This is a genomic window from Hyphomicrobium sp. 802 (genome assembly GCF_000526135.1).
Taxonomy (GTDB): domain Bacteria; phylum Pseudomonadota; class Alphaproteobacteria; order Rhizobiales; family Hyphomicrobiaceae; genus Hyphomicrobium_B.
Window position 1 is genome coordinate 193,086 of sequence record NZ_JAFM01000001.1, and the last position, 25,142, is coordinate 218,227.

A 25,142-nucleotide genomic window follows, 5' to 3' on the forward strand; every position below is an offset into this window, starting at 1 on the left:
TAAATGTCGCGCATTTTTTGCGGTGCAGCAAGTAGAACTGACGTACCAGGAACATCGAAATTGCTGCTCCTAGCGCGTTCGCCCCCGGTTTAAGCGGGCTGCTTGAGCTGATCGGTGATTTTCTTGGCCGCGTCGGCGAGATCGTCGGCCGGAATGATCTTAAGGCCCGACTCCTTCAGGATTTTTTTGCCCAGATCGACGTTCGTGCCCTCCAGGCGGACGACGAGCGGAACGTTGATCGCCATCTCGCGGGCCGCGGCGACGACGCCTTCAGCGATGATATCGCAACGCATGATGCCGCCGAAGATATTGACCAGGATGCCTTTGACGGCTGGATCTTCCAGAATGAGCTTGAAGGCTGCCTGGACTTTTTCCTTCGAAGCGCCGCCGCCGACGTCGAGGAAGTTCGCAGGCTCGGCGCCATAGAGCTTGATGATGTCCATGGTCGCCATGGCAAGGCCAGCGCCGTTCACGAGGCAGCCGATGTTGCCGTCGAGCTTGACGAAGGCGAGATCGTATTTCGAGGCTTCGATTTCGGTCGGGTCTTCTTCGCCGAGGTCGCGCATGGCGACGATTTCGGGATGGCGATAGAGCGCATTTGAATCGAAATCCATCTTGCCGTCGAGGCAGATGAGCTTGCCATCCTTAGTGACGACGAGCGGGTTGATTTCGAGCAGGCTCATGTCCTTCTCGACGACCATCCTGAACAGGTTCTCAACAAGCTTTCCACAGGTTTTCACCTGATCGCCCGTGAGGCCCAGCGCGAAGGCAACCTTGCGCCCGTGGAATGGCTGGTATCCCGTGGCGGGATCGATCGTCAGCGTGTGGATCTTTTCCGGCGTATCGTGCGCGACGTCCTCAATGTTCATGCCGCCCGCCTGGCTGACGATGAACGCGACGCGGGAGGATGCACGATCGACGAGGGCCGAGAGATAGAGTTCACGCTCGATGGCGGAACCGTCTTCTATATAGAGGCGATTGACGACGCGGCCCGCCGGTCCGGTCTGGACCGTGACGAGCGTGTTTCCGAGCATTTCCTTAGCGAAGGTTTCGACTTCCTCCAGCGACTTGGCGAGACGGACGCCGCCTTTGTCTCCGGCTGAGGCTTCCTTGAACTTGCCTTTGCCGCGACCGCCCGCGTGAATCTGAGCTTTGACGACCCAGACCGGACCGGGAAGTTTCTTTGCTGCGGCAATGGCTTCTTCGACCGAGAAAGCGGGAAAACCATTCGGTGTCGGAACCGCGTACTGACGATAAAGCTCTTTCGCCTGGTACTCGTGAATGTTCATGCTCTCGCCTTGCTCCACAAAAGATTGTCATAGCCTGCACTGGAACATGTCGCGCCGCTTTTACGCCCTAATTTAAGGGGGTAAAGGTGCCCTTCACGGGCAATTGTCGACAGGCGGCGAGGCCGCCTCTTGAGTCGACACTGGCGCCGCCGTAAATCGTTTTTCAATACGGGTTCAGTCAACAACGGGGAACGTCCATGACTTTTGCCTGCATCAACATTGATGGCTTGAAGGCCGCGCGCACCGGTCGCGATCCCTTCAATTATCTGGTCGGCGAAAACTTCATTCAGTCGCCGGCGGTCGAGCCGCTGAAGGCAGACTTTCCGGATCTGAAAGAGCCGGGCTTTCTGACGGAGACCGACATCGGCACGGGCATCCACGGCGCGTTCGAGAAGCTTCTGGCCGATCTCAAGAGCCCGGAAGTTTCGAAGATCGTTTCCGAGAAGCTCGACATCGATCTCGTCGGCAAGCCGAAGATGATCACCATCCGCAAGCTCTCGGCTGCGAAGGACGGGCGCATTCACACGGACGGCGAAGCCAAGATCGCCACCATGCTCACCTACTTGAACGACAAGTGGGACGGCACGGGCGCGGGTTGCCTGCGCGTGCTGAAGAACGACCACGACTTCGAGGATTACACCGAGCAGGTCAGCCCGCTGACCGGCACTGTCTTCGCATTCCGCCGGTCGGACTGGTCGTGGCATGGCCACACGCCGTTCGTCGGCGAGCGGCGCGTCGTGCAGATGACGTGGCTGCGCAGCGAAGCCGACGTGGCGCGGAAAGAGAAGCGCGGCGCGCTCTCGCACAGCCTCAAAAAGATGTTCAAGTTCGGCTGAGGCCGAACTTTCGATCGTCAATGAGGAGTGGCGTGACTGCACGGTTGCGCCGCTCCTTTTTTATTTTGCAAGCGCCGGGCTGATCGTCTTGCACGCCTCGATGAGGCCCTGCACGGAGGCAACCGATTTGGCGAACATCGCCTTTTCGCCTTCGTCCATGGCAAGTTCGACGACTTTCTCAACGCCGCCCGCACCGATAATGACGGGCACGCCGACGTAGGTGTCTTTCAAGCCGTATTCGCCATTCAGGTGGGCGGCGCAGGGCAGCATCCGCTTCTTGTCCTTGAGGTAGCTTTCCGCCATCGAGATTGCGGAAGCTGCGGGCGCATAGAACGCCGAACCGGTGCCAAGCAGCCCAACGATCTCACCGCCACCGCCGCGCGTGCGCTTGATCATGGCGTCGAGGCTTTCCTGGCTGAAGAAGCCGAGCTTCACGCAATCCGGCAGCGGCACGCCGCCGATCGTCGAATAGCGGACCATCGGCACCATATCGTCGCCGTGGCCGCCGAGCGTCATAGCGCGAACGTCTTCAATAGAGACACCGGCCGCTTCAGCGAGGAAGCAGGAGAAACGCGCGCTGTCGAGCACGCCCGCCATGCCGACGACCTTGTTCGCCGGAAGGCCTGAAAACTTCTGAAGCGCCCAGACCATGGCGTCGAGCGGGTTGGTGATACAGATGACGAAAGCATTCGGCGCATGCGTTTTGATCGCCGCGCCGACCTGCTCCATCACCTTGAGGTTGGTGCCGATGAGATCGTCGCGGCTCATCCCGGGCTTGCGCGGAACGCCCGCGGTGACGATGCAAACGTCGGCGCCAGCGATGGCTTCGTATTCGTCGGTGCCGGCTCCCGAAAGCTTGGCGTTGTAGCCCTCGACTGCCGCCGTCTGCGCCAGATCGAGCGCTTTGCCCTTTGCGACGCCCGCCAACATGTCGGTCATGACGATGTCGCCGAGCTCCTTGAGCCCGGCCAAGAGGGCAAGCGTTCCACCGATCTGTCCGGATCCGATCAGTGCGATTTTGGTGCGCGCCATGCTGCTTCCCCCAGGATCAATTCATTAATGACTATGTCTGCGACAAACGATTACAGCGTTGCTGCCTAATCAAAATCCTCAGGGCGTCAAGCGCAAGCCGCAAGTTTCATCCGAAAGTCTCATCGCACGGTGAGAAAACGAGCGCCACTGCCCGATTGGATCAGAATTGCCTGTCCGTTCGCCATTAATGACGGCTGCGACCGCCGGAGTGCCCAGCAAGGTAGGCCTCGGAGCGCATTTCGGTGAGGCGGGATGCCGTTCGCTCGAACAACTCGGCGCCGTCGCCCTTCGGATAAAGAGACGAAGGTTCGGCCGCCGCCGAGGCGATGAGACAAATGCGATTATCATAAAGAGCATCGACCAGAGTGATGAAGCGGCGGGCAACGTCGCGGCGGTCGGGTGCCAACAGCGGGATGTCGTCGATCAGAACGGTATGAAAGGCGTGCGCGATGTGCAGGTAATCGTTGGCGCCGAGCGGCACATCGCAGAGATCGCGGAAATTGAAGCGGGCGACACCCATCGACGCGAGCGGCACCGGCACCTTCCGGCCCAGCACTTCGATGATCTGCGGCTTGCCCGGATGATTGCCGGTCAGGCGTGACCAGTGCGTATCGAGCGCGGCCTTCGCGGCGGTGTCAGAGGGGTAAAAATAGAGCTGAAGACCCGACAGCTTATCGAGGCGGAAGTCTTTCTTGGCGCCAAGCTCGATGACATCCAGTTTCTTTTCCAGATGCGCGATGAAGGGCAGGAAAAGCTGGCGGTTGAGACCGTTCTTATAGAGGTTGGCGGGAACGGCATTCGACGTCGTGACGATGATTGTGCCGGCAGCGAACAACGCTTCGAACAGACGCCCCAGGATCATCGCATCGGCGATGTCCGTGACGTGCATTTCGTCGAAGCAGAGAAGGCGCGCCTCTTTCGCAATCTCTTCGGCGACGTGCGGGATCGGATCGCCTGGCAGATCGTGGCGCGCTCTGGCAATGCGATCGTGAACGTCGGCCATGAATTCGTGGAAGTGGGCGCGGCGCTTGGGTGCGAAGGATGTCTCTTCGAAAAAGAGATCCATCAGCATCGTCTTGCCACGACCGACCGAGCCCCAGATATAGAGTCCGCGCGGCGGCTCCGGCGGCTTGCCGAACAGTTTCGACAGCACGCCGTTCTTGGGCTTGTAGGACGCGAGCTGCGTTTCGAGCGCATCAAGACGAGCGGCGACCTCGGCTTGTGCGGGGTCTGACTCGATTTCGTTTTCCGCCAGCCGCCGCTGATATCCCTCGAGGATTGTCGCCATCGTGCCCTCAACCACCTGCTGGTGACTTCGGTAATCGTGCGAATGCGGAAGACGCAACAGGCAGGAGCCGCGACGAATTGAAGTGGCGGATTGCCACCGCTCCGCTGGCGACTGCCGCCGAACGCCGTCCGTTCAGGCGCGCTTCATCTCCGTCGGTTAAAAGTGCATTGCTGCCTTGCAGCATTTTCTATCGCTCCGCACAAAATCATCGCCATTTTAGCGGACGAATTAAGCGGTTAACGGCTGGCGGGCCGCCCGCATCGAGGAGTTGGTTACAATGTTGAATGAGGCCCCGGAGGCAAGCGCCGAACATATCGGATTGATCCGCCGTTTGCTGACGAGCGAAACCTATCTGCTGCGCGAACATCTGCAGCGTCTTGATCATGAGGCGCGCCATCGCCGGTTCGGGCACGATGTGTCGGATGACTTCATCAACCGTTATGCAGCGCACGCCGGCGACTTCGGCAACGTCACGTTCGGATATTTCGTCGATGGCGAAGTGCGCGCAGTTGCCGAGTTGCGTCCTGACATTCTGATGCATCGCGACGGCGCTGAAGTTGCGTTCTCGGTCGAGAGGCCGTTCGCCAATCGCGGAATTGCAACGCAGCTGATGGGTCGCATCATTCGCACCGCGCGCAATCGCGGATTTCGGCACCTCATTCTTGTTTGCTTACCCGACAACGCGAAGATGCAAGCCATCGCGCGTCACTATGGAGCCGAACTCAAAGTCGAAGATGGATCGATCATCGCCGACATCGTGCCGAAGGATCCAGATTACCAATCGTGGTTCTCCGAGATCCTCGATGAGCGGATGACATATCTTCAGTCGGCGCTCGATTTGCAAAAGCGCGTGCGCGGATCAATTGTGTTGTGATGCTCTTCGCGCTCGCTGCGAAGATGTGAAATTGCGATTTTTTGAGTTCGGAACGGCGCTGCAGCAGGCTCGGCGCGCTGCGAAATTTGCCGGTGGGAGTCTAGCCAGGTACCCCCAAAAGTCGAAAAATAAGAAAAAATGCGACTTTAATGTCACAGATGACCGTTAATAAACTCCTTTTTGCCCGCAATATCAAACTTCTTCGTCTACAAACTTCTGGAATTTGCTCATGTTTGCAGAGTTCGAGCTGATTCGAACATCCTAGAGGGAGATTTAAAACTATGGCTAAGGCAGTTAAAGCAGCGAAGAAGACGGCGGCTAAGAAGACCTCGGCTCGCAAGAAGCCGGTCGCGAAGAAGGCCCCCGCTAAGAAGACGGTCAAGAAGGCTGTCAAGAAGACCGCGAAGAAGAAGGCCGCCTAATCCATTCGCGTTTCGGGGCCATGGACTGGGCATTCTGGCTTCGATCGCAAATGCTTATTGGCGAACGGGCGCCCCTACTAGCGCCCCTTCCTTTCCGAGAAATGGCCGGGCGACAGCGATAGCGTCACCGGCCATATTCTTTGCGACCAACCGAATTCCTGCCCAGCTGCTTAAGTTGCAGCATCATCTCTTTTTTTGATTCATATGAAACGCTCATCGGGCAGGTCGAAATCTCGACCTGCCCGATTTTATTGCGTTGTCGCGGACGTTATCAGCCCGAAGTGCGGAACACAGCGCCGGCAACCGACATCGGCCGCTCGCGGACCCTGTTTCCGTCGTTACCCGACTTGACGATCCACTGGCCATTCGCAGAACGGCCGGTGATCATGCCGACGTGATGCGGCCAGACGACTACGGCGCCGACCCTCGGGCCGCTCGCGCGTCCGTAATGGCGCCAGTTGGCAGCAAGATTGTATTCCGGACCGCCGCCAAGTTGCGTGCGCATCCACCAGCCGCACCACGCGCGCGGACGGCCACCGACGCCACCTGCCGATGCATATCGGCGGCCGCTCGAATAGTGGCGCTGCGCATAGCGACGCTGGCCGTAGTACTGGCGGTGTACGCGACCGCTGTAGGCATAACGGCGACGCTCGCTCGAGCGATACGCGTAGCGGGATGCCGATTTGCGGTATGCGTACTGACGGCGGGTATAGCGGCGGTCAGCGCGTTCGGTGTAGCGTCCGCTGTAGGCCCGCCTGCTATTCCAATGCGCGTGAGAACGTTCGTAACGATCCCCCTTATGGCCGCGATACTCGCGGGCCTCCGCCGACGACACCCCAGCCACCCAGGCCAGAGCCATCGCCACTGCGATTAAACCCAATCGCATTTTCCACTCCTTCACTTGTCTTCACAAACGGGGCGCATCCACCGTCTCAATGGGGCGAAAACAAGAGAGGATTCGACGCGCGGCATATCGTCAGAGGACGGTACAACTGACGCGCGTAGGCCGATTCAAGCCGATTTATGAGAAGTTTAGCTTAAATGCTCCGTGATCGGATTTTGTTAATCGCTACTGTTAGGCGAAAAAATTGTGAAGTTTGCGTACGGAACGCCGCCATATGTGAACACTTTTATTGCGCTGCAATGGCGCTTATTTGAGCTTTGGCTGCGGCGACTGTCCGCAGTTTGACGCCATAAATTCGCACATTCAAATTCAAAGGACGCATTTCATGGACTATCGACGGCTCGGCGCGTCCGGGCTTTCCGTGCCTCTATTGAGCTTCGGTGCAGCGACATTCGGCGGATCGGGGGAATTCTTCGGCGCGTGGGGTTCTAGTGACGTTGCGGAAGCGCGGCGCATGATTGATCTCTGTCTTGACGCTGGAGTTACGCTTTTCGATACGGCCGATGTTTATTCCAAGGGCAATTCGGAAACCGTTCTTGGCGAGGCCCTGAAAGGGCGCAGAGATAAAGCTCTGATTTCGACGAAAGCGACGTTCCGTTTCGGTGATGATCCGAATGATGTCGGCTCGTCGCGATTTCACATTCTGAAAACCTGCGAAGCGCAACTCAAGCGTTTGCAGACGGACCATATCGATATCTTCCAATTGCACGGCTTCGACGCGATGACGCCCCCGGAAGAAGTTCTGTCCACGCTTGATCAATTGGTTCGCGACGGCAAAATTCGCTACGTCGGCGTTTCGAATTTTTCGGGCTGGCATTTGATGAAGTCGCTCGCTGTTGCGGACCGCTACGGATACCCGCGCTACGTCGCCAACCAGACCTATTATTCGCTGATCGGACGCGATTACGAATGGGAGCTGATGCCGCTGGGATTGGACCAGGGACTCGGCGCGCTCGTTTGGAGCCCGCTCGGATGGGGCCGTCTCACAGGCAAGATCCGCCGCGGTCAGCCGCTTCCGGAAGTTAGCCGCCTGCACAAGACCGCCGACATGGGGCCGCCGGTATCTGATGAGTACGTCTACACCGTCGTCGATGCGCTCGATGAGGTCGCGAAGGAGACTGGAAAGAGCATCCCGCAGATCGCACTCAACTGGCTGTTGCACCGGCCGACCGTTTCGAGCGTCATCATCGGCGCGCGGAATGAGCAGCAATTGAAGGACAATCTCGGCGCCATCGGCTGGAGCCTGACGGCGGAACAGATTGCCAAGCTCGACGCCGCGAGCGAAACGCCGAAGGCCTATCCCTACTGGCATCAGTCGGGCTTTGCGGAACGCAATCCGCCGCCAGTATAATTTGCCTTCAGGGCAGCGCCGTTCAACAAGCTTGGCCAATGGCCAAGCTTGTCACAGCGATGTCACACGGCTCGTCTGTCTATCGGCCTTGCGGGCTGAAGCGAGCCACTAAGAAAGAGGTTATCGAGCGATGATGGATGAGCAGGACAAAAGCGACCGCGCGATGATGGCACGCGTCGAAGCCGAGATCGCCGACAGCTTCGATGAAGAGCTTGAAATGGAGCTCGACGACAATCGGCTCGCCCGCCTGCTCGACGGCAAGGATCACGACGAAGATGCCGGTCTTCTCGACCGGCAGTTCTATTTCAAGGAATTGTTCCGTCTGCAGCATGAGTTGATCAAGCTGCAGGACTGGGTTGTCAACGCAAAGGCGAAAGTCGTCGTCGTGTTCGAAGGGCGTGACGCGGCCGGCAAGGGCGGCGTCATCAAGCGCATCACGCAGCGCCTCAATCCGCGTGTCGTACGCGTCGTCGCGTTGTCGGCACCGACCGAACGCGAGCGATCGCAATGGTATTTCCAGCGCTATGTTCCGCACCTGCCAGCAGGCGGCGAGGTCGTGCTGTTCGACCGCTCCTGGTACAATCGCGCGGGCGTCGAGCGCGTCATGGGTTTCTGCACGGACAACGATGTCGAAGAGTTTTTCCGTGACGTTCCTGAGTTCGAGAAAATGCTCGCACGCTCGGGCATTACACTGATCAAATATTGGTTCTCGATCTCCGACGATGAACAGCATCTGCGGTTTCAGATGCGTATTCACGATCCGATCAAGCAGTGGAAGCTGTCGCCGATGGATCTGGAATCGCGCCGCCGTTGGGAAGACTACACCAAGGCCAAGGAAGCGATGCTGGAGCGCACGCACATTCCGGAAGCGCCGTGGTGGATCGTCCATGCCGACGACAAGAAGCGCGCGCGGCTCAACTGCATCCATCACCTGCTGAGCCAGATTCCGTACAGCGAAGTGCCACGTGCGCCGGTGGTCCTGCCCGACCGCGTGCATCATCCCGACTACCACCGCATGCCGGTGCCGGACGACATGTACGTGCCGGCGATCTATTAGATCGTTGCGGCGACGGAACCTTTTTTGATGGCAGAACGTAAGGTGCGGGCTGGCTCACAGGACCGACTCGGGAGGCCATTATGCTGTTGCGCTCAATTTTCGCGATCTTAAGCGTGTGCTCGGTCTTTATGCTTTGGGCCATCGCCGTTTCGGCCGATGACGCAAGGCAGGCGAAGCTCGGGCCCGAGCATTTGCTTCGGCTGAACTCAGCGCCGATTGATCCCGGCGTTTAACGGATGCGGCGCGGATTCATATAGAGGTCGGCTTCCTGGCGCTGAATGGTGGGCTTCAGCCGACCGTCGCGGATGTCTCGCGCAATATGTTTGACGTGGCGGCGGGCCTGGCTGTTGAACGACACCATGCCGGTGAACAGCTTCATCACCTGCAACAGCCGCTGGTCGATATGGTCGCCGCGCAGTTTGCAGCGCCAGCGTCCGCCGATCGTGAGAATGGCGCCGTCGATGTGGCCAACGTGGTCGCCGTGCTGGTCGATCAGCGTGTAATCGCCACCGAGATTGATATAGTCGCGGCGGAACCGGTAAAACCGCGGCTCGCCGTCGTGGATGATGAAGAACGAGAAGTTCTCGGGCAGCAACGGCCATTTGTCGGCTGAGCGTTCGACGCAAATGAGGTTGTCGTCCTCGCTCGTGTTGATTGCGAAGCTCGTCACCGGAAAGCCGCCAGCCGCGAGCGTTTGCTGCACCGAACGGCCGAGCATCATGTCCATGCTGGCTTTCCAGTTCAGCGTATCCGAGAACAGCTTGAGCACGAGACGCTTGTCCATGCCCGTCGCGTCTTTCCAAATTTCCTTGCGATAGCCGAGCACGCCGGTGCGCTCGCCGTTTTCGGTGATCTCGGCGAAGACATCCATGTCGGTCGTGAACTGACGCGACTTGCCGCGGTTGCGGTCGCGTTTCCACGGTCCGAACTCGATGGAGTTGAAGGGCGTCAGCCAGACGTCAACGTTGAAGTCGTGCCAGGACTTCTTTGCGTCTTTGATCGCAGTTTTGCTGGTCTTTTCGAGCTTCGCGACGGCGTCCTTCGACGGATCGGCCTTTGGCGCCTGCTCCAAAACTTCGTCCCGCGCGACGGTGGCGGCTTCGGCTGCGGCGGCCTTTGCTTCGACCTCGACAGGATCTTTTTTCTGGGCAGATGCGGTCATGGCAGTCCTCGCGCGTGTCGATGCACACAGTCCAGGCGAATCACTTGGACGACCCTAGCACTGACGCCACGCGAGACTGAGGTGGGCCAAAAATTTGCGGTGGGAAAACGTGTTACCGCGATCCGAAGATAGCCGAGCCGACACGAACGTAGGTTGCGCCGAACGTAACGGCGGCTTCGAAGTCGCTGCTCATGCCCATGCTTAGGCCGGTCAGGCTCAGCTCGCGGGCAAGCTTTGCAAGAAATGCGAAATGCACGGCGGGTTCTTCGTCGACGGGCGGGATGCACATCAGGCCCGAGATCGGCAGTTTCAACTCGTCCTGGCAGAGTGCAACAAACGCCGCCGCCTCGCGGGGCATGACGCCGGCCTTCTGCGGCTCTTCTCCGGTGTTGACTTGCACAAACAGTTCGAGCGTCCGGCCCTGCTTTTCCATTTCGACGGCGATGGCGCGCGCGATCTTTTCGCGGTCGATGGTGTGGATCGCATCGAAGAAGGCGACAGCTTCCTTCGCCTTGTTGGACTGCAAGGGTCCGATGAGATGTAGCTTCACATCCGGAAACTCGCTGCGCAGCGGCGGCCACTTACGCTCCGCTTCCTGGACGCGGTTCTCGCCGAAAATTCGCTGCCCTGCAGCAATGACCGGGCGAATGGCGTCTGCATCGAAAGTCTTAGAGACGGCAATCAGCTCGACACTTTCAGCGTCGCGGCCGGCGGCCTTGGCGGCGGCAACAATTTCGTCCTTTATGTGCTTTAACCTGTCGACCGCGCTTTCGTGGTAACTGACGCTCGTCACACTTTCCTCACTCGCTGTTTTCCTTCCCCTAACTATCCCGGCACTCAGTGAATAAGTGTCGCAATTTTGTGGTCAAGCTCCAGCACTACATAACGTAACCATCCCACCCCCGCAGAGGAATTCCCCACATGCTGAAACTCGCCGACGCTCGCCGCATTATCGACGCTGCAGAAAAGAAGGCGAAGGAAATCGGCCAGCCGATGAACATCGCCGTCGTCGATGAAGGCGCGAACCTCATTTCGCACATCCGCATGGACGGCGCCTGGATCGGATCAATCGATATCGCGATCAACAAGGCGTTCACGTCGCGGGCCTTCAATATTTCAACCAAAGAGCTTGCAGAGAACAGCCAGCCGGGCGACCAGTTCTTCGGCATTCACGCCTCGAACCATGATCGCGTGATGATCTTTGCCGGCGGCATTCCGCTCAAGGACAAGGATGGCAATGTCGTCGGCGCCATCGGCGTCTCGGGCGGCAGCGGCGTCCAGGATCAGTCGGTTGCCGAAGCCGGTGCCGGCGCACATACGTGCTGAGATTGATTTTCAGTCGTGCCGAGACGTGAGCGCTCGGCACGACGGCACTGTTTCTAAGGGCACCCTTCCGATCGGCTGGGTGCCTTTTTATTTCAATGTGTTAAGTGTATTTGGCTAACTCCTTGTGCCGGCAACCGCCGGCACTGCGTCGATCAGGGACGCCCCGGCGCGAGCCCATCCCTTGACCCTTTTTACCATTCGGGCTCTTTACGGCGTTCCGACAAGCATTTGAATGAGATCCAGGCCCCATGGCCAACGAACGCTACAACGCGCCCGAGCGTGAAAAACACTGGCAGTCGATCTGGGAAGAGGCGGATATCTTCCGCGCCTCGGAGGATCAGAAGAAGCCTAAGTCGTATGTCCTTGAGATGTTTCCCTATCCGTCGGGGCGCATTCACATGGGCCACGTCCGCAACTACGCGATGGGCGACGTCGTCGCGCGCTACAAGCGGGCGAAGGGCTTCAACGTGCTGCATCCGATGGGCTGGGACGCCTTCGGCATGCCGGCGGAAAATGCCGCAATGGAGCGGAAGGTCCATCCAGGCGCCTGGACCTACGCCAATATCGACACAATGCGCGGACAGCTCAAGTCGATGGGCCTGTCGCTCGACTGGTCGCGCGAGATCGCGACGTGCTCACCCGCTTACTACAGGCACCAGCAGAAGCTCTTTCTCGATCTGCTGAAAAAAGGCCTCGCTTATCGTAAGTCGTCGAAGGTGAATTGGGACCCAGTCGATCACACGGTGCTTGCGAACGAGCAGGTCATCGACGGCCGCGGCTGGCGGTCCGGCGCGCTCGTTGAGCAGCGCGAGCTGACGCAATGGTTCTTCAAGATCACCGATTACGCCGAAGAGCTGCTCTCCGATCTCGACACGCTTGATAAGTGGCCGGAGAAGGTGCGCCTGATGCAGGCGAACTGGATCGGCCGCTCGGAAGGCATGCTCGTCCGCTGGGCGCTCAATCAGAAGACGGCGCCTAAAGGTTTCGACGAGCTTGAAGTCTACACGACGCGCCCGGACACGCTGTTCGGCGCATCGTTCCTGGCGGTCGCAGCAGACCATCCGCTGGCGAAAGCTGCGGCGGAAAAGAACCCGGAGCTCGCGGCATTCTGCGACGAAGTCCGGCGCATGGGCACGTCCGTCGCCGAAATCGAAGCTGCGGAAAAGCGCGGTTTCGACACCGGCATTCGCGCTGTGCACCCGTTCGATGAGACCTGGGAATTGCCCGTCTACGTCGCGAATTTTGTGCTTATGGAATACGGCACGGGCGCCATCTTCGGCTGCCCGTCCGGCGACCAGCGCGACATGGATTTCGCGCTGCGTTACGAGCTGCCCGTCGTGCCCGTCATCCTGCCGCCTGGCGAAAAGGCCGAGACGTTCGCGCTGACGAACAAGGCCTACGTCGATGACGGCACGATGATCAATTCGCGCTTTCTCGATGGGCTTTCGACGGATGCCGCATTCGAGGAAGCGGCGAAGCGGCTCGAAAAGCAGAAGCTCGGATCAAAGCCGCAGGGCGCGCGTAAAGTGAATTATCGCTTGCGCGATTGGGGCATTTCGCGTCAGCGCTATTGGGGCTGCCCGATCCCGATCATTCACTGCAAGACGCATGGCCCTGTGCCGGTGCCGGAAAAAGACCTGCCGATCGAACTGCCGGAAGACGCGACGTTCGATAAGCCCGGCAATCCGCTCGACCGGCATCCGACGTGGAAGCACACGACGTGCCCGATCTGCGGCGAGCCGGCTTTGCGCGAAACCGATACGATGGACACGTTCGTCGACTCGTCCTGGTACTTCGTGCGTTTCACGGCACCGGAAGCGCCGACACCAGTCGATAAAAGCGCGGCGCAATACTGGCTGCCGGTTGATCAATATATCGGCGGCATCGAGCATGCGATCTTGCATCTGCTCTATTCGCGCTTCTTCGTGCGGGCGATGTGCGACACCGGCCATCTGACGTTTTCGACGAACACGCGCGAGCCGTTTGCGGCGCTGTTCACACAGGGCATGGTCACGCACGAGACCTACAAATCCGAAGACGGGACTTGGTTGTTGCCGACCGACGTTCGGCTCGAAGGCGAAGGTGCGAGCCGCAAGGCAACCGAGATCGCGACGGGAAAACCGGCCGCGATCGGCTCTATCGAGAAGATGTCGAAGTCGAAGAAGAACCTCGTCGACCCCGATGACATCATCGCCCATTACGGTGCGGACTGCGCCCGCTGGTTTATGCTCTCCGACAGTCCTCCGGAGCGCGACGTCATCTGGACGGAAGCGGGTGTGGCGGGCGCCGGGCGCTTCATCCAGCGCGTCTGGCGAATCGTCGAAGAGGTTGCAGAGGCTTATCCGGGCGAAAAAGGTGCGAAGCCGGCCTCCTTCAGCGGCGAGGCGCTGGAGGTTCGAAAGGCCGCGCACCGAGCGCTGGACGGCGTCGGCAAAGCCATCGACGCCCTTCGTTTCAATGTCGCTGTGGCGAATGTCCACGAGTTTTCCAATGTTCTCCAATCCGCACTATCGAAGCGGAATCCTGAGACGGCGTGGGCACTTCGCGAAGCGACCGAACTTCTGGTTCTGATGATCGGCCCGATGATGCCGCATTTGGCGGAAGAATGCTGGGCGCGGCTCGGATACAACACGCTGGTCGCGAACGAACCATGGCCCGCCGCTGAGGCTGAGCTACTCGTTGACGATCAAGTGACCATTGCCGTACAGGTTAATGGTAAGCGACGGGACGAACTTGTGATTTCGCGCAGTGCGAAGTCCGAGGAAGTTGAGGCGGCGGCGTTGAAGCTTGAGACGGTGGCGCGTGCTCTTGAAGGGCGGTCGCCGAAGAAAGTGATCGTCGTTCCGCAGAGGATCGTGAATGTCGTTGGCTGAGGGGCGGTTTGGACTGGGGGGCAAGTACGGCCTTGCGGCTGTACGTGGCCTGTTTTTGACGTCCGCACTTCTGACCCTTCCTGTACTTGGCGGCTGCGGCAACGGCGGATTTCATCCGCTCTATGGCTCGGCGCTGATCAACGGCTCCGCGATCAACGAGCGGCTGGCGTCGGTAGATGTCGCGCCGATTCCGGGCCGCGTCGGACAGCGCATCCGCAACGAACTGATCTTCCAGACGACGGGCGGCGGGTCTCCCGCACCGCCGAAGTATCGCCTCGATATCGCAATCCGCGAATCCGTCACGTCGATGCTCGTCGCGGTCGACGGCAACGCGGGCAACCAGATTTACGGCATCGACGCCTCCTACAGCCTTGTGCGGCTGTCGGACAAGAAAGTCGTTGCCACGGGCTCCAGCTACGGCCGGGCGTCGTTCGATCGCGTGTCGTCGATCTTCGCCAACGTCGAGGCCCGGCAGGACGCTGAGAACCGGGCGGCCGAATCGGTCGGCGAAGAGCTTCGCACGCGACTGCTCGCCGTTCTCGCAAGCAATCAAGCCTAGCCGCTCTTCATTTCGGGGCGGCTGCCCTGTAAGAGCTTGGTCATGGCCGCCGTCAAACCACAACAAACCGCTGCCTTCATGAAGGCGCCACCAGCCGATCTGGCGGCTGTGCTGTTTCACGGCTCCGATCCGGGCCTTGTCAGCGAGCGCTCGGCGACGCTGGCGCGCGTTCTGGCGAGCCGCGAATATCCGCCGGGCGAAATCCTCAAGATCGACGAGACGGAACTCGACGACGATACTGGGCTATTGGAGACGGAGCTCCAGACACGTCCGATGTTTTCGGGGCGGCGGATCGTCAGGGCGATTGCGGGACGAAAGATCTCAGCGCAGTTGCTGAAACCCATTCTGGCGTCGGTGCCGCTCGAAGGTCTGCTGATCGTCGAAGCCGGAAATCTGAAAGCGGACGACACGCTGCGCGCGCTCTTTGAGAAGCAGGCGTCGTGTTATGCGATCGCCTGCTATCCGGATACCGCCGCCGATATCGACGAACTCATCTCTGATGTGCTCACGTCGTTCAAGCTCAAGATCGACGGCGATGCGCGCGATCTGCTGCAAAGCCGCCTCGGCGCCGACCGGGCGCTGTCGCGCTCGGAAATCGAGAAGCTGGCGCTTTATTGTCTCGGGCGACAGCAGATCACCTTCGAAGACGTCGATATGCTCGTCGGCGACGCGGCGGGCCTCGCGGTCGAGCGGATCGCCGAAGCTGTGGCCGACGGGCGCACCAAAAACGCCATCGGCGATTTCGGGCGCGCAATGGCGTCGGGTGAAAATGCGCAGATGATCATTGGCGTTCTGCAGCGCTATTTCCTGAAGCTGCATCGCGTGCGCAGCGATGTCGATGCCGGGCAAAGGCTCGACGATGCGCTGAAATCGCTGCGACCGCCGCTGTTCTTCAAGCAAAAAGATCTGTTTTCGCGGCAGGTTCGCAGTTGGTCGCGCGGCCAGCTCGACCAGGCGCTGCGGCGAATCGCGGAAGCGGCGAAAACGGCGCGCCTCTCATCAAATCTTGAAGACGTCATCGCCGAGCGCCTGATCCTGGCGCTGTCGTCAATGGCTGCGATATATGCCGCTGCGGCGAGCCGCCGCTAAGGCCTGCTTGCAGGTCGGCTGCGCCTCCCTATAGTGCCAGCGCTTTTCATCTGAGAATAAAGGGGACCTTCATGACTGATGCGCGTTACGACGTGATCGGGATCGGTAACGCGATCGTCGATATCATCGGGCGATGCGACGAAGCTTTTCTCGCCGACGTTGGCGTTGCGAAAGGCAGCATGCGGCTCGTCGATGCGGACGAGATCAAGAAGATCTATTCGGGCATGGGGCCTGCGATCGAAACATCGGGCGGATCGGCCGCAAATACCATTGCAGGCGTTGCGTCGTTCGGCGGAAGCGCAGCGTTCATCGGTACGATTGCCGACGATGAATTCGGCCGGATTTTCTCACACGACATTCGCTCTATCGGAGTTGAATTCGGCGCATCGCCGATTTCGAATGGAACGCCGACATCGCGTTCTCTCATTCTCGTCACGCCCGACGGCGAGCGCACGATGAATACCTATCTCGGCATCTCGACGAATATCGAAGAAACGCAACTCGATCTCGAATTGATCCGCGCTTCGTCCATTCTTTATCTCGAAGGTTATCTCTTCGATCAGCCGCAAGCGATGACCGCTTTTCGGTCGGCGCATAAAGCTGCAAAAGCAGCGGGGCGAAAAACGGCGCTGACGCTTTCAGACGGCTTTTGCGTTGATCGCCATCGCGATGAGTTTCTAAAACTCATTCGCTCCGGCATCGATATTCTTTTCGCAAATGAATCCGAGATCAAATCGCTCTACCAAACGGAATCCTTCGATTTTGCGGCGGAAAAAGCGCGTGCCGATGCGAAGCTGGCGGTTCTGACGCGAAGCGCAAAAGGCTCCGAAATTCACTTCGAAGGCGAAACAATTCGAATTGGTACTTTCCCCGTTGAAGAGGTCGTCGATACGACGGGCGCCGGCGATTTATATGCGGCGGGATTCCTTTTCGGGTATGCAAAAGGTTTGCATCTGGAAACCGCCGGGAGGCTCGCTAGTTTGGCGGCTTCGGAAATTATCAGCCATACGGGCGCCCGGCCGGCTGTTTCGCTCTCGGAATATGCCCGGCAACACGGCATTATTTCGTAAGGTCATTTTACGCCCCGGACCCCATTCCGGGGCGTATTGATATCTCTATTTTGAGTTGAACCTGTCGGGCGGGAGAATGTTTAGGGGGTATTTCGTGTCCAATTCGAACTCACAATTATTCTCCCTGGAATTACGATTTAACTTGCCGCAATCTCGAAATTACTGAATCGCTTTGTTTCGAGGTTCAAAAAAAATGCTTCACGCTCCCGTCCGACGCGGCCGCCCGAAAGGGACCGGCATTGATGATAGCGACCGGATCGCCCGATTGGACGAATTGTTGCGTGTTCACCCCGAAATGAAGCCGACCACCGCCATTCGCATGATGGGATATTCCGACCCGTCGGCCATTCGGCGACTTCGCGACAAATATAAGGTCTTTGCGATGAAGGCGCGCATCGAGCTTGCGAAGGAAATGAGAACCGCAGTGCCGGTGGCTGCGGAGCCTATTTTGGCGCTCATTCAGCACGGCCGCTAAAACCCCTTATTTCGAAGACACCAAACCCTTTTCAAATCGTCGACTATAGAGCGATCTTTCCTGTGATCACTCGCCAGGGCCGCGTCCCCAAGCGGCCCATTTTTTTTGCCCGAAATTTGGAGAAGATGTGCAAATCTACAGCTTGCGAAGGAATACGGATTCGACGCGGTGGCTCTCGCTTTTCTGCAGGATGAGCTGAGCGCGCCGCCGCGTCGGCAGAATATTCTCTTCGAGGTTTTGGAAGTTGATCTCGCGCCAAAGCTTCAACGCCACATGGCGGGCTTCATCAGCGGCGAGGGTTGCGTATTTATGGAAGTAAGCGCCAGGATCGCGAAATGCGGTCGAACGCAAACGCATGAAACGCGTCAAATACCAATTCTCGATCACGGCCGGATCGGCGTCGATATAAATCGAGAAATCGATGAAATCTGAAACGAACGGAATAGTGCCGCCGTCTTTGGGCATTTCGGCCGGCTGCAGAATATTCAAGCCTTCGATAATGAGAATATCGGGCTGCTCGATCAGGACTTCCTGACCGGGAAGAACGTCATATTGAAAGTGCGAATAGACGGGCGCTGCGACGCTCGTGAGGCCGGATTTGATATCGCCCAGAAAGCGCAAAAGCCGTTCGGTATCGAAGCTTTCGGGAAAGCCTTTCTTGGCCATCAGGCCGCGACGCTCCAGCTCGGCATTGGGAAAGAGAAAGCCGTCGGTCGTCAAAAGATCGACGCGCGGATGGTCCGGCCAGCGCGCCAGAAGCGCCCGCAGAACGCGGGCCGTCGTGCTCTTGCCGACCGCAACCGACCCGGCAACGCCGATGATGAAGGGGACCTTGGTATCCTTGCGCCCTAAGAACTCAGAGCTAACGGAATAAAGCTTCTGCGCAGCGGCGACGTAGAGGTTGAGAAGGCGCGAGAGCGGCAAATAGATCTGCTCGACCTCGTCGACCGACAGCTCCTCGATGATACCGGAGAGCTGTTCCAGCTCGTTTGGCTGCAGCGTCATCGGCGTGTCAGCGCGCAGCCTCGCCCATTCCTCGCGGGTGAAAACACGATAGGGAGAAAACGGCAAGCTTTCGAGCCGCGCGTCGTCACGCGTCTTCGTTCGTCTCTTCGGTGTGTACCGCGCGTTCACGTCGTGCCTTTGGTGCGAGAAGCTTTCTCTTCGAGACCTGAAGTGCCCATACGTCCGTCGAGAACCATCAGGATATCGGCGAAGGCGATCTGGCGGGATTCAAGCAGCACCAGCAGGTGGTAGAGCACATCGGCAGCTTCGGCGCGCACCGCCTTGTCGTCGGTGCCCATCGCGGCGATGACCAATTCGACCGCTTCCTCGCCGAACTTCTTGGCGCAGCGTTCGGTGCCGGCGGTCAGCAGTTGAGATGTATAGGACTTTCCCGAAGTGTCGGAACGCCGCGAGTGAATCAACGCGGCGAGCCGGTCCAGGGTATTCTCTTCGCTCATGTCATGCGTCTCGTGCGGTTCGGTTCGACGTTCGAACCCAAGCGAGCGCACACCATCAAGCCAGCGCCGGATAATCAAGCCATCCTCATCCGAAAAGGCGAGAAAAGCTTAAAATCGTCAGCCTCCGCCCAGCCGTTGGCGGATATAGTCAAGCTGATCGAAGTTGCCATATCGGATCATGAGCGTGCCGCTTTCGCCGGACGCCTTGCGGATCTCGACCTTGAGGCCCAGGAGATCCGTCAGCTCCTTCTCGAAGGCCTTGGTGTCGGCGTCCTTGTCGCGGGCGCGGCGGTTGCCGCCGCCGGTGTTGCCCGGTTCGCCGAACGTCTGCACCAGCGTTTCGACATCGCGAACGTTCAGGCCGTTGTCGATGATCTGCTTGGCGATGTTGCCGGCATCCTCGCGGCCGATCAAAGCGCGGGCGTGACCGGCGCTGATCTGGCCACTTTGGACAAGCGACTGCACGTCGGCGGGCAGCTTCAGAAGGCGCAGCGTGTTCGCCACATGGCTGCGGCTCTTGCCGATGATCTCGGAGACCTGCTCCTGGCTATAGTCGAACCGTTCGACCAGTTCGCGATAGCCGGTCGCTTCCTCGATGGCGTTCAAGTCCTGGCGCTGGACGTTTTCGATGATGGCGAGTTCCAAAACCTCGCGGTCGCTGAGTTCGCGGATGATGACGGGGATGGTGTGGATGCCCGCCTTCTGCGCGGCGCGCCAGCGGCGTTCGCCGGCGACGATCTCATAGCCGCCCGCCATGCCGTTCGGCCGAACGACGATGGGCTGGACGAGACCCTTGGTGCGGATCGATTCCGCCAGCTCGGCCAGTTCGTCGTCGCGGAAATCCTTGCGTGGGTTGAGCGGGCTCGACTTGACCTCGGAGATGGAGACCATGCGCTGCTCGCCTTCCGGCGGCAGGCGATGCCCCATCGGCGCCGGCTCTCCGATGAGAGAGGCAAGGCCACGGCCCAGGCGGCTCTTCGGCACCATCGAGTTCATCTGCTTTTCAGTCCCCTGCTGATCGGTTTGTTCTTTAAATCCGCTCGTTTCTTACATGTCTCAAGCGGCCTTGAAGCGCCGCTCGCGTTCCATGATTTCAGTCGCCAGGCGCATGTAGGCCTGGCTGCCGGCACAGTCGTAATCGTAGAGAAGGATCGGCTTGCCGTGTGAGGGGGCTTCGGCAATGCGCGTATTCCGCGGAATGACTGTGTCGTAGACTTTCGAGCCGAAAAAGGCCCGGACGTTGGCTGCGACTTCGCGAGAGAGCGAGACGCGCTGGTCGTGCATCGTCAGCACGACGCCTTGGATTTCAAGGCGCGGATTGAGTGTTGCGCGGATCTGTTCGATCGAGTCTTTGAGCTGCGAAATACCTTCGAGCGCGTAGAATTCGCACTGGACCGGAACGATGACCGCGTCCGCCGCCGACATGGCGTTGAGCGTCAGCAGGTTCAACGACGGCGGACAGTCGATCAGCACGTAGGTGAAGTGCGTTTCGGGATCGCGCGTGCGCTGGTGTCCGACCATCGCGGTGATGGCGTCGCGCAGCTTGAATGCCTTGTTTTGATCGGCGGCCAGCATCGGCTCGATGCCGACGAGATCGTTGTTTGCGGGCACGACGAAAAGGTTCGGAACGGCCGTTTTCAGGACCGTATCCAGGATCGCGACGCCGCTCGTCAGAATATCGAACGAGGTCTGGAAGCGTTTTTCGATATCGATGCCGAGACCGGTCGAAGCGTTGCCCTGGGGATCGAGGTCGAGCACGAGCACGCGCTCACCCACGGCAGCGAGTGCGGTGCCGAGGTTGATCGCCGTCGTGGTCTTGCCGACGCCACCCTTTTGGTTGGAAATGGCGACGACACGCGGACCCGCGTTTGCACTGCCCGCGCCTGATACGTAGCCGGCCACGGGTTATCCCTCCGTCTTGGGTTTCGACACCCGGGGTTTCAACGCTTTAAGCAACACAACGCGGCCGTCCTCTTCCGTCACGCTTGGAATCAGCTCAAAGGCAAACTGCCAATCCTGAGCTGCCTTTTCGACTTCGGCCGTGGCGTCACGGCCTTTCAGGAAAAACCCAAGCGTAGAAGGCCCGAAATACGGCGCTGCGATCTCAACCAGCTTGGACAGCGGTGCGAGCGCGCGCGCGGTGACGCAGTCGGCCACGCCTACTTTAGCGTGAGTCTCGGGATTTTCGATCCTCATGCACAGAATGTCCACAGCCACGCCGGTCTGGCGGGCCACCTCCCGCAGGAAGGCTGCTTTCCGGCTGTCGCTCTCAACCAGAGTGTGGTGGGTCTGGCCGGTCTCGGAGGCCAGGATCGCGAGCACGAGGCCCGGAAAACCGGCGCCGGAGCCCAGATCGAGCCAGGTTTTGGCCTCTGGGGGCCGGAGCGGCCAAAGCTGGGCGCTGTCGGCGAAATGGCGGTCCCAGATATCGTCCAGGGTGCTCGGGGCAACGAGGTTGATCGTCTTCTGCCACTTCTTCAGCAGGGTTTCGTAGGTCTCCAGCTTTTCGCGGACGGCATTCGAGATGCCGAACCGGGCCTGGAACGCGGCCGGCGTATCGATACGGGCTTCCGTGTGGGAGCGGGCCATCAGGCAGACTTACGGCCGGATTTTTCGCTCTTGGCGGCCTTGAGGCGGGCGAGCAGGGTCAAAAGCGCGGCGGGCGTCATGCCCTCGATGCGTCCAGCCTGGGCGATGGTCGCGGGGCGGTGGCGGACGAGCTTCTGGCGAATTTCGGCTGAAAGGCTGGGCAAGCTCGCGTAATCGAAGTCATCCGGGATGCGGACGGCTTCATCGCGCTTCAATTGAGCCACGTCCTCGTCCTGGCGGCGGAGGTAGGCGGCGTAGCGGGCGTCGACCTCGAGCTGAGCGGCGATCTTGGGTGCGATCCGGCTGATCTCTGGCCAGACGGCCTTTAGCCGCTCCAGCGAAATGTCCGGGAAGGCCAGGAGATCGAAAGCGCTGCGCCGGCGGCCGTCGCGATTGACGGTGAGGCCGTGGCGGGCGGCTTCGGTCGGGGTGAGAGAGAGTTGGTTCAACAAGTCAAGGCCGTCTGACAGGGCTTCCGCTTTCGCCTCGTAGGCCCGGGCGCGCTCCGGCCCGACGACGCCGAGGCGGATGCCCTCGGGCGTTAAGCGCTGGTCGGCATTGTCAGCACGGAGTTTCAGGCGGAATTCGGCCCGCGACGTAAACATGCGATAGGGCTCGGAAACGCCGCGGGTGACGAGGTCGTCGACCATGACGCCCAAATAACCGGATGTGCGCGAAATACTGAACGTTTCACGTGAATCCATTTCTGAATAAACGGTTTCACGTGAATCCGTTGTATATGAATCTATGGTTAATCGCCCGGCAGTTCGCGCGGCGTTGATGCCGGCCAGCAGGCCCTGGGCACCCGCTTCTTCATAACCGGTCGTGCCGTTGATCTGGCCCGCCAGGAACAGGCCCGGCAGGCGCTTCACTTCGAGACCCGGCGTCAGTTCGCGCGGATCGACGTAATCATACTCGATGGCGTAGCCCGGCCGCTTGATAACGACGTTTGCGAGCCCCGGCATGGTTTTCAGGAATGCTTCCTGAACGTCGGCGGGAAGCGAGGTCGAGACACCGTTCGGGTAGATCGTGTCGTCGTCCAGGCCTTCCGGCTCGAGGAAAATCTGGTGTGCCGAGCGGTCGGCGAAGCGCACGATCTTGTCCTCGATCGAGGGGCAATAGCGCGGGCCGACGCTCTCGATCTGGCCCGAATACATCGGCGAACGGGCGAGATTGGAGCGAATGATGTCGTGGGTTTCCGGCGTCGTATAGGTGATGCCGCAAGCGATTTGGGGCGTCGCGATTGTCTCGGTCAAAAACGAGAACGGCACCGGATCGTCGTCGGCCTTTTGCATTTCGAGGCCGGACCAATCGATGGACTTGCCGTCGAGGCGGGCCGGGGTGCCGGTCTTGAGGCGACCGAGGTTCAGGCCAAGGGCATAGAGCCGGTCCGACAGCTTCAGGGCCGGGGCTTCGCCTGCGCGACCCGCCGGGATTTTCTGCTCGCCCATGTGAATGAGGCCGTTCAAGAACGTGCCGGTCGTCAGAACGACGGCACCGGAGCGGAGCGGCACACCCGTGGCCAGGATCACGCCCTCGACCCGGCCGTTTTCGACGATCAAGTCCTCGACGCCGCCTTCGATGACATCGAGGTTTGGAATCGCTGAGATTTCGGCCTGCATGGCCTGACGATAGAGTTTGCGGTCGGCCTGGGTGCGCGGGCCGTGGACGGCAGGCCCTTTCGACCTGTTCAGGAGGCGGAACTGAATGCCGGCGGCGTCGGCGACACGGCCCATGAGGCCGTCGAGGGCGTCGATTTCCCGGACCAAATGGCCCTTGCCGAGGCCGCCGATGGCCGGATTGCACGACATTTCGCCGACAGTCGCAAAGGCGTGCGTGACGAGCGCCGTCCGCACGCCCATACGCGCCGCGGCCGCTGCGGCCTCGGTTCCGGCGTGTCCGCCACCCACGACAATGACGTCATATCGGTTCATTGGCGGGATTTAGCGCAAATCCTGAGGCACGGCAAAAGGCGAAACGCCCTCATTTTTTTGATCGCGGCTTCCGACTCTCCTTCGTCGAGCCGGCCGGAAGCCGCAGAATCGGCCGGAAGCGGCAGAATCGAGAGTTTGGGCGGGAGGGAGAAAAATCCAGGCTTGCGAATCCAAAGAATCATTTCACGTGAAACTTTTTGGACTCACTTGCCGATACAGAAACGGCTGAAGATTTGGTCAAGGACGTCCTCGACGTCGACGCGGCCGGTGATCCGGCCCAGAGCCTGGGCGGCGCGGCGGACATCTTCGGCCCGGAGTTCGATGGACTCGGGGCTTTCAGCCAGAAAAGCGGTCACGTCGGCCAAGGCCGTTTCGAGGGCCTGCCGATGGCGCGCCTGGGTGATGACGGGGTCCATTTGCGAGCCGACAGCCTGTTTCGCACGCTCTGAGATGACTGCGATCAGACGGTCGAGACCCGCGCCGGTCTTCGCCGAGATGGCCAAATCGCCAAAGTCCGGTTCCATCTGCGACTCATGTGGAAGATCGGCTTTGGAACGAATTACAAGACTTGTTTCACGTGAAAAGCCAAGCGGTGGAATCGACTCGGCTTTTTCCGTCAGCCACAGGATCAGATCGGCGTCTCGGGCGGCGGCAAGACTGCGGCGGATGCCTTCCTGTTCAACTTCGCTTGCGGCTTCGCGAATGCCGGCGGTGTCGGAGACGATGACCGGCAGGCCGCCGAGGTCGAGGCGAACTTCGATGACGTCGCGCGTGGTTCCGGCTTCGGCGGAGACGATGGCCGCATCACGACGCGCAAGCGCATTCAGCAGCGACGATTTTCCGGCGTTCGGTGCGCCCAGCAAAGCAACGCGGAAGCCGTCGCGCAGGATCTCGCCGCGATGACCGTCATCGAGATGCACCGCGATCTCTTTCGCCAAGATTTTCGCACGTTTTCGCGCTTCGGCGAATGATGATGCCGAGACGTCGCCCTCGTCGGAGAAGTCGATGGCGGCCTCGGTGAGGGCTGCAATTTCGATCAGGCGCGCGCGCCAGCCGTCATAGAGTTTCGACAATGCGCCGCCTGCCTGGGCGAGAGCCTGGCGGCGCTGGGCGTCGGTTTCGGCGTCGATGAGGTCGGCCAGACCTTCGACCTCGGCGAGATCGAGCTTGCCGTTTTCGAAGGCGCGCCGGGCAAATTCACCGGGCTCCGCCAAACGGCATCCGGGAATACTGGCCAGCGCCGAAAGAAGTGCCGCCACGACGGCGCGGCTGCCGTGGACTTGGAACTCGACGACGTCTTCGCCTGTTTCGGACAAAGGCGCCGCGAACCAAAGCACGACCGCACGGTCAAGCGCTTCGCCTGTCTCGGGATGACGAATGGTCCGAAAGACAGCGACGCGTGGCTTGGGTATCGGCGCCACCATTCTCTGCAGCACGCCCTGGGCAGCCGGTCCGGAAATGCGGATGACGGCGACGCCCGCGCGACCCGGCGCGCTCGAGAGCGCGAAGATGGTCGTCGCATCCGGTGTTGGGGGGCTTTGATTCATGG

General features: G+C 59.9%; 24 protein-coding genes. 11 read left to right on the plus strand and 13 right to left on the minus strand.

Annotated features, from left to right (window positions below; translation table 11 throughout):
- Positions 1 to 89: 89 nt before the first annotated feature.
- Positions 90 to 1,289, minus strand: coding sequence for an ADP-forming succinate--CoA ligase subunit beta (gene sucC / locus HYP802_RS0100920; RefSeq protein WP_013950126.1), 1,200 nt, complete (start codon positions 1,287 to 1,289; stop codon positions 90 to 92).
- A gap of 197 nt (positions 1,290 to 1,486) precedes the next feature.
- Here sucC and HYP802_RS0100925 point away from each other — a divergent pair, with 197 nt between their 5' ends.
- Entirely contained in the window at positions 1,487 to 2,125 is a 639-nt protein-coding gene (locus HYP802_RS0100925; RefSeq protein ID WP_013950127.1) for a 2OG-Fe(II) oxygenase, read from the plus strand.
- 60 nt (positions 2,126 to 2,185) lie between these two features.
- On the opposite strand, the gene mdh is transcribed toward HYP802_RS0100925, so the two are convergent.
- Both mdh and zapE read right to left on the minus strand, forming a co-directional pair.
- A complete protein-coding gene (gene mdh, locus HYP802_RS0100930; protein WP_013950128.1) occupies positions 2,186 to 3,157 on the minus strand; it encodes a malate dehydrogenase in 972 nt (323 codons plus the stop codon).
- A 184-nt stretch (positions 3,158 to 3,341) separates the two neighbouring features.
- Positions 3,342 to 4,445 (minus strand): cell division protein ZapE, encoded by a 1,104-nt coding sequence (gene zapE, locus HYP802_RS0100935; RefSeq protein WP_029670683.1) that lies wholly within the window; start codon positions 4,443 to 4,445, stop codon positions 3,342 to 3,344.
- Between the two features lie 277 nt (positions 4,446 to 4,722).
- Between zapE and HYP802_RS0100940 the strand changes: the two genes are divergently transcribed.
- Together HYP802_RS0100940 and HYP802_RS23430 are read left to right on the plus strand one after the other, a co-directional pair.
- Positions 4,723 to 5,319, plus strand: a complete 597-nt coding sequence (locus HYP802_RS0100940) for a GNAT family N-acetyltransferase (protein ID WP_024274956.1) — start codon at positions 4,723 to 4,725, stop codon at positions 5,317 to 5,319.
- Positions 5,320 to 5,600: 281 nt separating this feature from the next.
- A complete protein-coding gene (locus HYP802_RS23430) occupies positions 5,601 to 5,741 on the plus strand; it encodes a hypothetical protein (RefSeq protein ID WP_013950131.1) in 141 nt (46 codons plus the stop codon).
- 271 nt (positions 5,742 to 6,012) lie between these two features.
- On the opposite strand, the gene HYP802_RS23110 is transcribed toward HYP802_RS23430, so the two are convergent.
- Positions 6,013 to 6,627 (minus strand): hypothetical protein, encoded by a 615-nt coding sequence (locus tag HYP802_RS23110; protein ID WP_024274957.1) that lies wholly within the window; start codon positions 6,625 to 6,627, stop codon positions 6,013 to 6,015.
- A gap of 343 nt (positions 6,628 to 6,970) precedes the next feature.
- Here HYP802_RS23110 and HYP802_RS0100960 point away from each other — a divergent pair, with 343 nt between their 5' ends.
- Together HYP802_RS0100960 and ppk2 are read left to right on the plus strand one after the other, a co-directional pair.
- Positions 6,971 to 7,996: an aldo/keto reductase gene (locus tag HYP802_RS0100960; RefSeq protein ID WP_024274958.1), complete on the plus strand. Its 1,026-nt coding sequence runs from the start codon at positions 6,971 to 6,973 to the stop codon at positions 7,994 to 7,996.
- A 130-nt stretch (positions 7,997 to 8,126) separates the two neighbouring features.
- Positions 8,127 to 9,053: a polyphosphate kinase 2 gene (ppk2, locus tag HYP802_RS0100965; RefSeq protein ID WP_013950134.1), complete on the plus strand. Its 927-nt coding sequence runs from the start codon at positions 8,127 to 8,129 to the stop codon at positions 9,051 to 9,053.
- Positions 9,054 to 9,282: 229 nt separating this feature from the next.
- Here ppk2 and HYP802_RS0100975 read toward each other — a convergent pair whose 3' ends face one another.
- Complete coding sequence (locus HYP802_RS0100975) at positions 9,283 to 10,215, minus strand: hypothetical protein (protein WP_024274959.1); 933 nt, start codon at positions 10,213 to 10,215, stop codon at positions 9,283 to 9,285.
- Positions 10,216 to 10,327: 112 nt separating this feature from the next.
- Entirely contained in the window at positions 10,328 to 11,008 is a 681-nt protein-coding gene (locus tag HYP802_RS0100980; protein WP_024274960.1) for a YggS family pyridoxal phosphate-dependent enzyme, read from the minus strand.
- 128 nt (positions 11,009 to 11,136) lie between these two features.
- Here HYP802_RS0100980 and HYP802_RS0100985 point away from each other — a divergent pair, with 128 nt between their 5' ends.
- The 6 genes from HYP802_RS0100985 (at position 11,137) to HYP802_RS0101010 (ending at position 17,607) form a co-directional block, all read left to right on the plus strand.
- Positions 11,137 to 11,541, plus strand: a complete 405-nt coding sequence (locus HYP802_RS0100985; protein WP_013950137.1) for a heme-binding protein — start codon at positions 11,137 to 11,139, stop codon at positions 11,539 to 11,541.
- Positions 11,542 to 11,789: 248 nt separating this feature from the next.
- Positions 11,790 to 14,414: a leucine--tRNA ligase gene (gene leuS, locus HYP802_RS0100990; RefSeq protein ID WP_024274961.1), complete on the plus strand. Its 2,625-nt coding sequence runs from the start codon at positions 11,790 to 11,792 to the stop codon at positions 14,412 to 14,414.
- On the plus strand, positions 14,401 to 14,973 hold the full coding sequence (locus HYP802_RS0100995) for a hypothetical protein (RefSeq protein WP_024274962.1): 573 nt from the start codon (positions 14,401 to 14,403) through the stop codon (positions 14,971 to 14,973). Before leuS ends, HYP802_RS0100995 begins: the two co-directional genes overlap by 14 nt.
- Before the next feature lie 42 nt (positions 14,974 to 15,015).
- Positions 15,016 to 16,062 (plus strand): DNA polymerase III subunit delta, encoded by a 1,047-nt coding sequence (gene holA / locus HYP802_RS0101000; protein WP_024274963.1) that lies wholly within the window; start codon positions 15,016 to 15,018, stop codon positions 16,060 to 16,062.
- 71 nt (positions 16,063 to 16,133) lie between these two features.
- A complete protein-coding gene (locus HYP802_RS0101005; RefSeq protein WP_013950141.1) occupies positions 16,134 to 17,132 on the plus strand; it encodes an adenosine kinase in 999 nt (332 codons plus the stop codon).
- 193 nt (positions 17,133 to 17,325) lie between these two features.
- Positions 17,326 to 17,607: a hypothetical protein gene (locus HYP802_RS0101010; protein WP_013950142.1), complete on the plus strand. Its 282-nt coding sequence runs from the start codon at positions 17,326 to 17,328 to the stop codon at positions 17,605 to 17,607.
- A gap of 135 nt (positions 17,608 to 17,742) precedes the next feature.
- On the opposite strand, the gene coaA is transcribed toward HYP802_RS0101010, so the two are convergent.
- From coaA to mnmE, 7 genes are all read right to left on the minus strand, one after another.
- The gene (coaA, locus tag HYP802_RS0101015) at positions 17,743 to 18,678 is read right to left on the minus strand and encodes a type I pantothenate kinase (RefSeq protein WP_244421073.1); all 936 of its coding nucleotides are present in this window, start codon (positions 18,676 to 18,678) and stop codon (positions 17,743 to 17,745) included.
- 59 nt (positions 18,679 to 18,737) lie between these two features.
- Positions 18,738 to 19,070 carry a phosphoribosyl-ATP diphosphatase gene (locus HYP802_RS0101020; RefSeq protein WP_024274964.1) on the minus strand — a complete coding sequence of 111 codons (333 nt, stop codon included), beginning with the start codon at positions 19,068 to 19,070 and terminating at the stop codon, positions 18,738 to 18,740.
- 117 nt (positions 19,071 to 19,187) lie between these two features.
- A complete protein-coding gene (locus tag HYP802_RS0101025) occupies positions 19,188 to 20,066 on the minus strand; it encodes a ParB/RepB/Spo0J family partition protein (protein WP_013950145.1) in 879 nt (292 codons plus the stop codon).
- A gap of 60 nt (positions 20,067 to 20,126) precedes the next feature.
- A complete protein-coding gene (locus HYP802_RS0101030; protein ID WP_013950146.1) occupies positions 20,127 to 20,972 on the minus strand; it encodes a ParA family protein in 846 nt (281 codons plus the stop codon).
- 3 nt (positions 20,973 to 20,975) lie between these two features.
- Positions 20,976 to 21,659, minus strand: coding sequence for a 16S rRNA (guanine(527)-N(7))-methyltransferase RsmG (gene rsmG, locus HYP802_RS0101035; protein ID WP_024274965.1), 684 nt, complete (start codon positions 21,657 to 21,659; stop codon positions 20,976 to 20,978).
- Positions 21,659 to 23,593, minus strand: a complete 1,935-nt coding sequence (gene mnmG / locus HYP802_RS0101040; protein ID WP_024274966.1) for a tRNA uridine-5-carboxymethylaminomethyl(34) synthesis enzyme MnmG — start codon at positions 23,591 to 23,593, stop codon at positions 21,659 to 21,661. The genes rsmG and mnmG overlap by 1 nt, the downstream gene beginning before the upstream one ends.
- 203 nt (positions 23,594 to 23,796) lie before the next feature.
- Positions 23,797 to 25,140 carry a tRNA uridine-5-carboxymethylaminomethyl(34) synthesis GTPase MnmE gene (gene mnmE / locus HYP802_RS0101050; protein WP_024274967.1) on the minus strand — a complete coding sequence of 448 codons (1,344 nt, stop codon included), beginning with the start codon at positions 25,138 to 25,140 and terminating at the stop codon, positions 23,797 to 23,799.
- Positions 25,141 to 25,142: the final 2 nt, after the last annotated feature.

Bases quoted from the DNA above. Each gene is read 5' to 3' on its own strand.
- mdh (WP_013950128.1), bottom strand. From the start codon at position 3,157: ATGGCGCGCACCAAAATCGCACTGATCGGATCCGGACAGATCGGTGGA.
- HYP802_RS0100995 (WP_024274962.1), top strand. From the start codon at position 14,401: ATGTCGTTGGCTGAGGGGCGGTTTGGACTGGGGGGCAAGTACGGCCTT.
- HYP802_RS0101025 (WP_013950145.1), bottom strand. From the start codon at position 20,066: ATGAACTCGATGGTGCCGAAGAGCCGCCTGGGCCGTGGCCTTGCCTCT.
- HYP802_RS0100940 (WP_024274956.1), top strand. From the start codon at position 4,723: ATGTTGAATGAGGCCCCGGAGGCAAGCGCCGAACATATCGGATTGATC.
- zapE (WP_029670683.1), bottom strand. From the start codon at position 4,445: ATGGCGACAATCCTCGAGGGATATCAGCGGCGGCTGGCGGAAAACGAA.
- HYP802_RS0101005 (WP_013950141.1), top strand. From the start codon at position 16,134: ATGACTGATGCGCGTTACGACGTGATCGGGATCGGTAACGCGATCGTC.
- HYP802_RS0101020 (WP_024274964.1), bottom strand. From the start codon at position 19,070: ATGAGCGAAGAGAATACCCTGGACCGGCTCGCCGCGTTGATTCACTCG.
- rsmG (WP_024274965.1), bottom strand. From the start codon at position 21,659: ATGGCCCGCTCCCACACGGAAGCCCGTATCGATACGCCGGCCGCGTTC.
- HYP802_RS0100925 (WP_013950127.1), top strand. From the start codon at position 1,487: ATGACTTTTGCCTGCATCAACATTGATGGCTTGAAGGCCGCGCGCACC.
- mnmG (WP_024274966.1), bottom strand. From the start codon at position 23,593: ATGAACCGATATGACGTCATTGTCGTGGGTGGCGGACACGCCGGAACC.
- mnmE (WP_024274967.1), bottom strand. From the start codon at position 25,140: ATGAATCAAAGCCCCCCAACACCGGATGCGACGACCATCTTCGCGCTC.
- holA (WP_024274963.1), top strand. From the start codon at position 15,016: ATGGCCGCCGTCAAACCACAACAAACCGCTGCCTTCATGAAGGCGCCA.
- HYP802_RS0100985 (WP_013950137.1), top strand. From the start codon at position 11,137: ATGCTGAAACTCGCCGACGCTCGCCGCATTATCGACGCTGCAGAAAAG.
- HYP802_RS0100960 (WP_024274958.1), top strand. From the start codon at position 6,971: ATGGACTATCGACGGCTCGGCGCGTCCGGGCTTTCCGTGCCTCTATTG.
- ppk2 (WP_013950134.1), top strand. From the start codon at position 8,127: ATGATGGATGAGCAGGACAAAAGCGACCGCGCGATGATGGCACGCGTC.
- HYP802_RS23110 (WP_024274957.1), bottom strand. From the start codon at position 6,627: ATGCGATTGGGTTTAATCGCAGTGGCGATGGCTCTGGCCTGGGTGGCT.
- HYP802_RS0101010 (WP_013950142.1), top strand. From the start codon at position 17,326: ATGCTTCACGCTCCCGTCCGACGCGGCCGCCCGAAAGGGACCGGCATT.
- HYP802_RS0100975 (WP_024274959.1), bottom strand. From the start codon at position 10,215: ATGACCGCATCTGCCCAGAAAAAAGATCCTGTCGAGGTCGAAGCAAAG.
- sucC (WP_013950126.1), bottom strand. From the start codon at position 1,289: ATGAACATTCACGAGTACCAGGCGAAAGAGCTTTATCGTCAGTACGCG.
- HYP802_RS23430 (WP_013950131.1), top strand. From the start codon at position 5,601: ATGGCTAAGGCAGTTAAAGCAGCGAAGAAGACGGCGGCTAAGAAGACC.
- leuS (WP_024274961.1), top strand. From the start codon at position 11,790: ATGGCCAACGAACGCTACAACGCGCCCGAGCGTGAAAAACACTGGCAG.